Here is an 11,259-nt window from a genome sequence, read left to right on the forward strand (position 1 = left end):
CGCTTTCCCGCGGAATGCCTCGGCTATCCGGGCGCGACGATCAACAAGGAACCCCCCATGTACAAGCCCGCAGTCGGCGTCCTTCTCGCGTTCGCCATCGGTTCCGCCGCGCTCGCCGGAGAAGGCATGTGGACGCCCGACAACCTGCCGGTGGCGCAGCTCCAGGCGAAGTACGGTTTCACGCCGACGGCCGAATGGACCGCGCATGCGCAGCACGCCGCCCTTCGCCTCGCCGGCGGCTGTTCGGGTTCGTTCGTCTCGCCCAACGGGCTCGTGTTGACCAATCATCATTGCGTCAACTCGTGCGTGCAGCAGCTGTCGACCGCCGACAAGGACTTCATCAAGTCCGGGTTCCTCGCGAAGGAGGAGAAGGACGAGATCAAGTGCCCCGAGATCGAGCTCAACCGCCTCGACACGATCACCGACGTGAGCACGCGCGTGAAGCAGACGACCGCCGGCAAGAGCGGCGAGGCGTTCAGCAAGGCGGACAAGGCGATCAAGTCCGAGATCGAGAAGGAGTGCGTCGCGAACGACAGCGCTACGACGCGCTGTGACGTGATCGACCTCTATCACGGGGGCGTCTACGCACTCTACAAGTACCACCGCTACCAGGACGTCCGCCTGATGTTCGCGCCCGAATTCGCGATGGCGTTCTTCGGCGGCGATCCGGACAACTTCAACTTCCCGCGTTACGACCTCGACGTAGGCATGCTGCGCGCATGGGAAAACGGCAAGCCGGCCACGGTCGCCGACTATTTCCCGTTCTCGAAGGATGGCGCGGCCGAAGGCGAGATGGTCGTCACGATCGGCAACCCGGGCGGCACCGACCGCCAGCTCACGATCGCCGAGCTCGAATCGGCGCGCGACCTCGATCTCATACCGCGGCTCTTCCTGCTCGCCGAACAGCGCGGCCTGATCGAGCAGTTCCGCAGCGAGTCGCCCGAGCACTGGCGCATCGGCCAGCACGATCTTTTCAGCGTGGAGAACTCGTTCAAGGCGCTGCGCGGCCGCCTGCTCGCGCTGCAGGATCCGGCGGTGTTCGCGCTCAAGCGCAAGCAGGAGGCCGAGTTGCGCGCGTTCGTCGATGCGGACCCGGACCGCAAGGCGAAGTACGGCGGCGCCTGGGATGCGATCGCCAAGGCGGTGGCGGCCTATCGCACCATCGAAACACGCTACAAGTACGTCGAGGCACGCCGCGGCTTATTCTCGGGATATTACGACTACGCACGCATGCTGGTGCGCGGCACGGCCGAACGCGCCAAGCCGAACGCGGAGCGGCTGCGCGAATACACCGACTCGAAGCTGCCGAGCGTGACCCAGAAGCTGTTCTCGAGCGCGCCGGTCTATCCCGACTACGAGCAGGTCACGCTCGGCTGGTCGCTGTCCAAGCTGCGCGAGGCGCTCGGCACCGACGACGCCTTCGTGCGCAAGGTGCTCGGCAACGACGCGCCCGATGCCGTCGCGCGACGCCTCGTCGCGGGTACCCGCCTCGGTGACCCGGCCGTGCGCAAGGCGCTCTGGGACGGCGGCGCCGAGGCGGTCGCGAAGTCCGACGATCCGTTCATCGTGCTCGCGCGCACCGTCGATCCGGACGCGCGCGGGATCCGCGCGCGTTACGAGAACGAGGTCGAAGCGATCGTCGACAAGAACGCCGAACTCATCGCCGCCGCGCGCTTCGAGAAGTACGGCACCGGTGTCTACCCGGATGCGACCTTCACCCAGCGCTTCTCGTTCGGCGAAGTGCGCGGTTGGGACGAGAACGGCACTCCCGTGCCGCCGTTCACCGACATCGCGGGCACGTTCGCCCATGCGACCGGCGCCTATCCGTTCGCACTGCCGGCATCCTGGCTCGCTGCCAAGGATCGCCTCGACCTGCGTACGCGCATGAACCTCGTGACGACCAACGACATCATCGGCGGCAACTCGGGCAGCCCGCTCGTCGACGCCCGCGGCGAGATCGTCGGCCTCGTGTTCGACGGCAACATCCACTCGCTCGGGGGCAACTACTGGTTCGACGAGCGCCTCAACCGCACCGTATCCGTGCACAGCAGCGCGATCCTAGAGGCGCTCGGCAAGGTCTACGGCGCCGGGCACCTCGTGCACGAGCTGGAGTCCGCACGCCGCTGACCCCAGGGCGGCCGCGTTCCGCCTGTTCCCCATGCGGGCATCGAATCGGCGCGTCATGGAGCGCAGCCGGGGGTGCCCGCTATTGACACCCGCCGCGCCGCGCGCTGCACTGGCGACGTCCTGCGGCGAAGGGGTGTCGCGGCCACAGTCCGCCCTGGCGCGGCCGGAGTCCAATGGTCCACTGTTCCACAAACGCCCAGCCGTCGCCCGACGCGGTGCAGCTCGAATGCCTGCTCCGGCTGGTCGAGCTGTCCGCGCCGCGCGAAACCGCGCAGGCGATCGTGGAGATGGTGCAGCATCGCTTCGGTTGCGGGGCGCTGATCGTGATGTGGCTGGACGACGTCGCCGAGGCGATCGCCGTGCACGGCGCCGCGCAGCCCGAGCGCGCCGACATGCAGCGCGTCGCCGCGCTGATGGCGGCCGAGCAGCCGATTCGCGTCGACGGCAGGCGCCTCGACATCCGGCTCGACGACGATCGCGCCGCGCTGCTGCTGGAGTTCCCCGACGAGGTGTCCGCGACCGTCCTCGACGCGCTCGAACCGTGCATGCGCCTGGCCGGCATCCACCTGCGCCGTGCGCTGCAACTGCAGGACCTGCACCAGTCGCACAAGCAGCTCGAGCATTCCGAAACACTGCAGCGCGCGCTGTTCGCGATCTCCGACCTCGCCGGTTCCGATCGCGACATGCCGGACGTGCTGCGCGGCATCCACGGCATCGTCAGCACGCTGATGTACGCGGAGAACTTCTTCATCGTGCGCTACGATGCCGAGCGCGACAGCCTGCGCTTCCTGTACTTCGCCGACATCGAGGACAAGGAAGTACCCGACACGTCGGCGGACATCCCGCTCGACGGATTGCGCGGCACGCTGACCTGGCACCTCATCGTCGAAGGCAGGGCGCTGATGGGCACGATGGAGCAGCTGCGCACGCAGGTCGCCGCGCCGCTGCGGCCGGTGGGGCCGGACAGCTACGACTGGCTCGGCGTGCCGATGCTGCGCAACGGCAAGGCGCGTGGCGCGCTGGTCGTGCAGAGCTACCAGGAAGGCCTCGGCTTTACGTCCGAGGACCGCGCCCTGCTCGAGTTCGTCGGCAGCCACATCCTCACCGCGCTCGAGCGCAAGCGCAACCAGGAAGAGCTCGAGCAGGAGGTGCGCCTGCGCACCCTCGAGCTCGCCGAGGCGAACCGCGGCCTGCAGCTGGAGGTGATCGAGCGCCAGCGCGCGGAGCGCCTGCAGGCCGCGCTGTTCCACATTGCGCAACTCGCCACCGCCGACATCGACGAGAACGAATTCTACGAGCGCCTGCACGCGGTCGTCGGCGAGCTGCTCAATGCCGAGAACTTCTTCATCGCGCTGCTCTCGGACGATCGCCGTATCCTGTCGTTTCCGTATTACGTCGACGCCGGCGCGCGTCGCTCGGTGTCGCGCGAGGTCGGCCGCGGCCTCACCGAATACGTGTTGCGCACGGGCGTACCGCTGCTCGGCGACAGCGCGCGCATCGACGAACTCGGCCGGCGCGGCGAAGTCGATCCCGCGCGCATCGGCCGCCCGGCGTTCTGCTGGCTGGGCGTGCCGCTGCGCGTGGACGACCAGCCGATCGGCGTGGTCGTCGTGCAGAGCTACACCGATTCGGTGTCCTATGGCGCCGCCGACCAGGAACTGCTGAGCTTCGCCGCGCTGCAGATCGCCAACAGCATCCACCGCCGGCGCTCGGCGGCGACCTTGCAGCGCGCGAACGCCGAGCTCGAGCAACGCGTGGCCGAACGCACGCGCGAGCTGCGCGAGCAGGTCCAGCAGCGCGAACGCGCGCAGGATCAGTTGAAGCACCAGGTCATGCACGACGCGCTGACCGGTTTGCCGAACCGGGGGTTCCTGCGCGAGCGGCTCGATCGCATCCTCGGTCGCCTGCGCGAGGAGCCGGGCCGGCGCTGCGCCTTGTTGTACCTCGATGTCGACCGCTTCAAGGTCGTCAACGACAGCCTCGGCCACCTCGCCGGCGACGAGATGCTGAAGGCGGTCGCCGGACGCCTGCTCAAGTGCGTGCGCGCGCCGGACATGGTCGCGCGCCTTTCCGGCGACGAGTTCGCCGTGCTCATCGAGGACGTCGGCGATCGTGCCGCGGCCGAGGACATCGCACAGCGCGTGCTCGATACGCTCGGCGTGCCGTTGCAGCTGGCCGGGCGCGAACTCGATCCGTCGGTGAGCATCGGCATCGCGATCGGCGACGGCAACTACATCGTCGCCGACGAGCTGCTGCGCGACGCCGACATCGCGCTCTATCGCGCGAAGGAACTCGGCCGCAAGCGCTACATGCTGTTCGACGACACGCTCGCGAAGAGCGCGATCGACGTGCTCGCGATGGAAGGCGAGCTGCGCCAAGCGCTGCGGCGCGGCGAGTTCGAACCGTACTTCCAGCCGTTCTGCCGCCTCGCCGACGGCGAGGTGGTCGGCTACGAGGCGCTGATGCGCTGGAATCATCCGCGCGATGGCGTGTTCGGCCCGGCCGCGTTCCTGCGCGTGGCGCAGGACGGCGGCCACATCGAGGCGATCGACTGGCGCGTGTTCGAGGCCGCCTGCGCGTCGATCCAGCGTCTGGGCGAGAACCGGCCGTTCCTCACCATCAACGTTTCGGCACTCCACCTGCAGCACGCCGACTTCGACCGGCGCCTCGTGCGCCTGCTCGAGCGCACCGGGTTCGATCCCGCACGCCTCATCATCGAGGTCACCGAGGGCTCGCTGCTCGACGACCCGGAGCGCGTACGCATGACGCTCGAGCGGCTGCGTGGCCTGGGCATCGGCGCGGCACTCGACGATTTCGGCACCGGCTATTCGTCGCTGAGCTACCTGCATTCGCTGCCGCTGCGCATGCTGAAGATCGATCGCTCGTTCGTGCATGCGCTCGATGAAGGCACGCCGGCGACGACCACCGTCGTCGCGGCGATCCTCGCGCTCGCGCGCGCGCTCGGGATCCAGGTCATCGCCGAGGGGATCGAGACGCCGGCGCAGCGCAATGCCCTGTTGCGCATGGGCTGCGAGTTCGGCCAGGGCTTCCTGCTCGGCCGGCCGGCGCCGATCGAGCACTGGGCGGGTGCGGTGCCGATCGCCGTCGCGGGCGCCTGATCGGGCCTTCCCGGAGGATCGGTACGGGCGGTCTGGGTTAAAATGCGCGGCTGACGCATCGTCAGCATCCGGAGCACCGTCCATGACCAGCCTGTCCGCCGGCGCGAGGTTCCGCGCCGCCGTCGCCGAGGAGCGGCCGCTGCAGGTCGTCGGCGCGATCACCGCCTATGCGGGCCTGATGGCGAAGCGCGTCGGCTACAAGGCGCTGTACCTGTCCGGTGGTGGCGTGGCGGCGAATTCGCTCGGCATGCCCGACCTCGGCATCAGCACGATGGAAGACGTGCTCACCGACGCGCGGCGCATCGTCGACGCGACGCAGATGCCGCTGCTCGTCGACGTCGACACGGGCTGGGGCGGTGCGTTCAACATCGCACGCACGATCCGTTCGTTCATCAACGTCGGCGTCGCGGCCGTGCACATGGAAGACCAGGTCGGGCAGAAGCGCTGCGGCCATCGCCCGGGCAAGGAAGTCGTGCCGAAGGGCGAAATGGTCGATCGCGTGAAGGCGGCCGTCGACGCGCGCACCGATCCTGCGTTCGTGATCATGGCGCGTACCGACGCCGCCGCGGTCGAAGGCATCGATGTGGCGGTCGAGCGTGCGGTCGCCTATGTCGAGGCGGGCGCCGACATGATCTTCCCCGAAGCGATGAAGACGCTCGAGGACTACCGCCGCTTCCGTCAGGCGGTGAAGGTGCCGATTCTCGCCAACCTCACCGAGTTCGGTTCGACGCCGTTCTTCACGACCGGGGAACTGCGCGACGCGGCGGTCGACATCGCGCTCTATTGCTGCGGCGCGTATCGCGCGATGAACAAGGCGGCGCTGGACTTCTACGAGACCGTGCGCCGCGACGGTACCCAGAAGGCCGTGGTGCCGACGATGCAGACGCGCGCCGAGCTGTACGATTTCCTCGGCTACCATGCCTACGAGCGGAAGCTCGACGCGCTGTTCGCCGGCGGGCGCTCGGACGAGTGACCGGCGCGACGATCGATGAGCGAATCGCCGTCCGCCAGGAAAACGAGCGCGCGCAACTGGGACGCGCTCGCCGCGGTGATCGCGTCGTTGATCGGCGCGCTCGCGCTGCTCGTCTCCGGCTACACCGCCTACCTGCAGCGTACCCAGGTGCGCGCGCAGGTATGGCCCTACCTCCTGCTCGCGAGTTACGACACCGAGAATTCCATCAAGATGCACAACAAGGGCGTCGGGCCTGCGATCGTCAAGAGCGTGCGCATACGCGTCGACGGCCAGCCGAAGCGGACCTGGCGCGAGGTCACCGAAGCGCTCGGCCTCGGCCACGTCCCGCTGCGCACGTCGACGATCAGCGACAACGTGATCAGCGGCGGCGAAGTCGTGCCGATGCTTGTATTCGGCGATGCCGACGTCTATCACCGTTTCCGCAGCACCAGCCGCGGCCGTACCGCCGTCGACATCTGCTACTGCTCGACCCTCGACGAATGCTGGGCGTATGCGGCCGACGACCCGACCGCCCAGGCGATCCAGAACCCCGTCGATTCCTGCCCGGCGCTTCCCGATGCGGAAGCCTTCGGGGATTGACGCGACCGTGCACGTGAAAGAACCACCACGAGAGAACACCATGACCGACACCGCCACGCCGTTCAAACCCAAGAAGTCCGTCGCCCTGTCCGGCGTCGCCGCCGGCAACACGGCGCTGTGCACGGTCGGTCGCAGCGGCAACGACCTGCACTACCGCGGCTACGACATCCTCGACGTCGCGACCACCTGCGAGTTCGAGGAGATTGCGCACCTGCTCGTGCACGGCAAGCTGCCCAATCGCGCGGAGCTTGCCGGCTACAAAGCGAAGCTGAAGTCGTTGCGCGGCATCCCCGCGTCCGTGAAGGCCGTGCTCGAGCAGCTTCCGGCCTCGGCACATCCGATGGACGTGATGCGCACGGGCGTCTCCGCGCTCGGCTGCGCATTGCCGGAAAAGGACGACCACAACCATCCGGGCGCCCGCGACATCGCCGACCGCCTGATGGCGTCGCTCGGTTCGATCCTGCTGTACTGGTACCACTTCGCGGTGAACGGCAAGCGCATCGAGGTGGAAACCGACGACGACTCCATCGGCGGGCATTTCCTGCACCTCCTGCACGGCGAGAAGCCGGTCGAGTCGTGGGTGCGCGCAATGCACACCTCGCTGATCCTCTACGCCGAGCACGAGTTCAATGCGTCGACGTTCACCGCGCGCGTGATCGCCGGTACCGGCAGCGACATGTACTCGGCCATCGCCGGCGCGATCGGCGCGCTGCGCGGACCCAAGCACGGCGGCGCCAACGAGGTCGCGTTCGAGATCCAGAAGCGCTACGACACCCCCGACGAGGCCGAGGCGGACATCCGCGCGCGCGTCGAGCGCAAGGAGGTCGTGATCGGCTTCGGCCATCCGGTCTACACGGTCAGCGATCCGCGCAACAAGGTGATCAAGGACGTCGCGCGCGAGCTGTCCGCGCAACAGCAGAACATGAAGATGTTCGACATCGCCGAGCGGCTCGAATCGACCATGTGGGACGTCAAGAAGATGTTCCCGAACCTCGACTGGTTCAGCGCAGTCAGCTACCACATGATGGGCGTGCCGACCGCGATGTTCACGCCGCTGTTCGTCATCGCGCGCACCTCGGGCTGGAGCGCGCATGTGGTCGAGCAGCGCATCGACGGCAAGATCATCCGACCGAGCGCCAACTACACCGGTCCCGAGGACCTCGCCTTCGTACCCCTCGAAAAACGCTCTTGACGGAATGCGGCGCGCGGAGATACTGGAATCGACCGCGGCCGCACCTGTAGGGGGGGCGCATGCAGGCAGCCATCGTTTACGCCAAGACCGAAGCCGGGCGTGCCGAAATCGGCACGCGCCAGCACAAGCTCGCATCACCCGTGCGTTCGCTGCTGCTGCTCGTCGACGGCCAGCGCGACGTCATTCAGTTGCGGCGCTTCGGGGAAACCCTGCGTGCGCCCAGCGACGCCATCGAACAGCTCGCGACCCTCGGCCTGATCGCGCCGGCCGGTTCGGCCGCGGCGGCGCCCGAACCGGCCAACGCCGCGCCATCGCCGGCCGCCCAGCGCTACATCACGCTGAGCGGGCTCATGTCCGAAGCGGTGAGGGAGCATTTGGGCCTGCGCGGTTTCATGACGCAGCTCCGCATCGAGCGTTGCGGCAGTGTGGACGAACTGCTCGCCCTGCTGCCCGACATCTCGGCGGCGATCGCGAAGGCGCGCAGTGCTGAATTCGCCGAGGAATGGGAACGCATCGTCCGTTCCGCCATCGCGTAGGATGCCGTAGGGTGGGACGCAGCGGCGCGAAACCGCACATGGACGCCGTGACGCGTCGCACCGCGAGACCCACCGGGCGCTCCGAAATATCCACCCATCTCGAAAGGCCGCGCCGTAGGGTGGGACGCAGCGGCACGATGTCGCACATGGATGCGAGCCCATCCCACCGCGAGTCCCCCCGATCCGACGCTCAGGCGGTTTCTTCCGCGAGCACCTTCTGCACCGCCGCATCCGCTTCCATGCGCGCGACGAACCGGGCGAGGTTGTCGAGCCCGCCGAGGTCGATGTTCTGCCCCTTCGCCCAGCGCAGGGTCACGAACAGGTACGGATCGGCGATGGACCGCTGGCCCGCGATCCAGTCGCGCCCCGCGAGCTGCGCATCGGCGCGCTCGAACAGCGCGCGCAGGCCCTTGCGAGCCGCATCCTTGGTCTTCTCGATCGTCGCCTTGTCTTCGAGATACGCGGTCGCGCCGAACAGCGGCTTGAATGCGGGGTGCACGTCGGAATTGACGAACGCGAGCCAGCGGTTCACTTCAGCGCGGCCCTCAGGCGTGCCGTCGCCGCCGAGCTTCGCTTCCGGGAAGCGGTCGGCGAGGTAGTTGAGGATCGCGGCGTTCTGCGTCAGCAACCAGCCGTCCTCTTCGAGCACGGGCACGGCACCGGCCGGGTTGATGCGCTGCTTGTAGTCGGCACTTGCGCGCTCCTCGCGGCTCACGCGCTGCGTCTCGTACGGCGTGCCGATCCATTCGAGCACGATGTGGTCGGCGAGCGAGCACGCGCCGGTCGAATAGTAGAGTTTCATGCGGGCCTCCATGGGTGAAAAACGATGCATGCTGGCGAGCCGGCGCGGACGGATCAAGCCGCGCCGGCCGGCGTGGCGCGCGCCCGGCGCCGCCGGCTAGTCACGGCTTCGCGGCGATGTCCTCGAACCGCACGTTCTGGATCGCGTACGCAGGCCAGCCGCGATAGTCGAAATGCCACCACTCGGTTGCATACACGCTGAACCCCTGCGCCTCCATGCGCCGGCGCAAGACATCGCGGCGCGCGCGTTGCCCGGCCGTGCCGCCGGCGTACCCCGGGTACGCGCGTTCGGTCATCTCGTCGTAGAGGCTCGGCATCTCGACCGCTTCGCCGCTCGCGAGATCGTAAAGCGTGAGGTCGACCGCGCAGCCGCGATTGTGGCGCGAGCCCTTGGCCGGATCGGCGACGAAGTCGTGCTTGTCGACCGGCGTGGCGTCCCAGAACAGCCGCGTCACGTACCACGGTCGGTATGCATCGTGCACGAGCAGGCCGTAGCCGTCGCGCGCGAGCGCATCGCCCACGCGCACGAGCGCCTCGGCCGCAGGCCGTTGCAGAAACGCGCGGGCCTCGCTGTACAGCGGCGTGCCGAGGAAGTTGCGCGATGTCGCATAGCGGATGTCGAGGTGGATGCGAGGATCGAGCGCGGCCAGCTCGACGAGGTCGGACGGACGGAATTCTCCGCGCTCGACCGGCGGCTTCGCCGCGAGCGCGATCGGCAGCAGCTCGGCGACCGGTCGCACCGGCTCGATGTGGAAATACGCTGTCGGTACGCCCTCGCGTGCATCCGCGAACGCAGCAACGCCGGCACACAAGGTGAGTGCGAGGATGCGGATCGGAAGGGTTCGTCGCGCGCGCACGGTCGTCCTCGACGGTGTACCTCCGCATTGTGCCATACGCATGCGGGCGCGACGGCGATCGCGTCCTGCGGATCGTCCGCAGCCGCGGTCACAGCCGCGCGGCGAGGCGCGTGCCCTGGTCGATCGCGCGCTTCGCGTCGAGTTCGGCGGCGACGTCGGCGCCGCCGATCAGGTGCACGCGCGCCGTGTCGCCACCGAACCCCGCGTGCAGCGCGCGGTTCGGTTCCTGGCCGGCGCAGACGACGACGGTGTCGACCGCGAGCACGCGTGGCTCTTCGCCGACGCGGATGTGCAGGCCTTCGTCGTCGATGCGCTCGTAGGAAACCCCGCCGAGCATCGTCACGCGCTTCGCTGCAAGCGTCGCCCGGTGCACCCAGCCGGTGGTCTTGTTGAGACGCTTGCCCGGCTTGCCCGGCGAGCGCTGCAGCAGCCACACCTCGCGCGCGGGCGCCTCGGGGGCCGGCTTGGCGAGGCCGGCGCGCGCGGCGAGCGTCGTGTCGACACCCCATTCGCGCGTCCAGCGCGCGATGTCGGTGGTCGGTGACGGCGGCGGTTCGACCAGGAACTCGGCGACGTCGAAGCCGATGCCGCCCGCGCCGATGATCGCGACGCGCGCGCCGACCGGCGCGCCATGCAGCAGCACGTCGACGTAGCTCTGGACGTTCGGCCGCTCGCTCCCCGGAATCGCGATCGCGCGCGGCGTCACGCCGGTCGCGAGCACGACCTCGTCGTAGCCTTGCAGTCGTTCCGGCGTCGCCGGCGTCGCGAGGCGGAGTTCGACGCCGCTGCTCTCGATGCGCCGCGCGAAATAGCGCAGCGTCTCGTGGAATTCCTCCTTGCCCGGAATGCGCTTGGCCATGTTGAATTGGCCGCCGATTTCGCCGGCCTGTTCGAACAGCGTGACCGCATGGCCGCGCTCGGCGAGCGTGGTCGCGCAGGCTAGGCCGGCGGGTCCGGCACCGACGACGGCGACGCGCTTCCTCGACGGTGCGGGCCGGATCACGAGCTCGGTCTCGTGGCAGGCACGTGGATTGACCAGGCAGCTCGCGCGCCGGTTCTCGAATACATGGTCGAG

The 11,259-nt window shown here is 68.5% G+C and carries 9 protein-coding genes; 6 read left to right on the plus strand and 3 right to left on the minus strand.

Going from position 1 to position 11,259, the window contains the following annotated elements; translation table 11 throughout:
* The first annotated feature begins 57 nt into the window (after positions 1–57).
* The 6 genes from ACTHK2_RS13395 to ACTHK2_RS13420 all read left to right on the plus strand — a co-directional run bounded on the left by ACTHK2_RS13395 (position 58) and on the right by ACTHK2_RS13420 (position 8,526).
* Entirely contained in the window at positions 58–2,127 is a 2,070-nt protein-coding gene (locus ACTHK2_RS13395; protein WP_440246210.1) for a S46 family peptidase, read from the plus strand.
* Positions 2,128–2,300: 173 nt separating this feature from the next.
* Positions 2,301–5,246 (plus strand): EAL domain-containing protein, encoded by a 2,946-nt coding sequence (locus tag ACTHK2_RS13400; RefSeq protein WP_440246211.1) that lies wholly within the window; start codon positions 2,301–2,303, stop codon positions 5,244–5,246.
* An 82-nt stretch (positions 5,247–5,328) separates the two neighbouring features.
* Complete coding sequence (prpB, locus tag ACTHK2_RS13405) at positions 5,329–6,219, plus strand: methylisocitrate lyase (RefSeq protein ID WP_440246212.1); 891 nt, start codon at positions 5,329–5,331, stop codon at positions 6,217–6,219.
* Between the two features lie 15 nt (positions 6,220–6,234).
* Positions 6,235–6,798 (plus strand): hypothetical protein, encoded by a 564-nt coding sequence (locus ACTHK2_RS13410; protein ID WP_440246213.1) that lies wholly within the window; start codon positions 6,235–6,237, stop codon positions 6,796–6,798.
* A 40-nt stretch (positions 6,799–6,838) separates the two neighbouring features.
* Positions 6,839–7,990: a bifunctional 2-methylcitrate synthase/citrate synthase gene (gene prpC / locus ACTHK2_RS13415; RefSeq protein ID WP_440246214.1), complete on the plus strand. Its 1,152-nt coding sequence runs from the start codon at positions 6,839–6,841 to the stop codon at positions 7,988–7,990.
* Between the two features lie 59 nt (positions 7,991–8,049).
* Positions 8,050–8,526: a hypothetical protein gene (locus ACTHK2_RS13420; RefSeq protein WP_440246215.1), complete on the plus strand. Its 477-nt coding sequence runs from the start codon at positions 8,050–8,052 to the stop codon at positions 8,524–8,526.
* 190 nt (positions 8,527–8,716) lie between these two features.
* Here ACTHK2_RS13420 and ACTHK2_RS13425 read toward each other — a convergent pair whose 3' ends face one another.
* The 3 genes from ACTHK2_RS13425 to ACTHK2_RS13435 all read right to left on the minus strand — a co-directional run.
* Entirely contained in the window at positions 8,717–9,328 is a 612-nt protein-coding gene (locus ACTHK2_RS13425; protein ID WP_440246216.1) for a glutathione S-transferase family protein, read from the minus strand.
* 100 nt (positions 9,329–9,428) lie between these two features.
* Positions 9,429–10,184 (minus strand): M15 family metallopeptidase, encoded by a 756-nt coding sequence (locus tag ACTHK2_RS13430; protein ID WP_440246217.1) that lies wholly within the window; start codon positions 10,182–10,184, stop codon positions 9,429–9,431.
* A gap of 88 nt (positions 10,185–10,272) precedes the next feature.
* A partial coding sequence (locus ACTHK2_RS13435) for an FAD-dependent oxidoreductase (protein WP_440246218.1) occupies positions 10,273–11,259 on the minus strand: 987 nt, incomplete at its 5' end.

Origin of the sequence: Dokdonella sp., from assembly GCF_051958935.1 — a bacterium.
Classification (GTDB): domain Bacteria; phylum Pseudomonadota; class Gammaproteobacteria; order Xanthomonadales; family Rhodanobacteraceae; genus Dokdonella_A.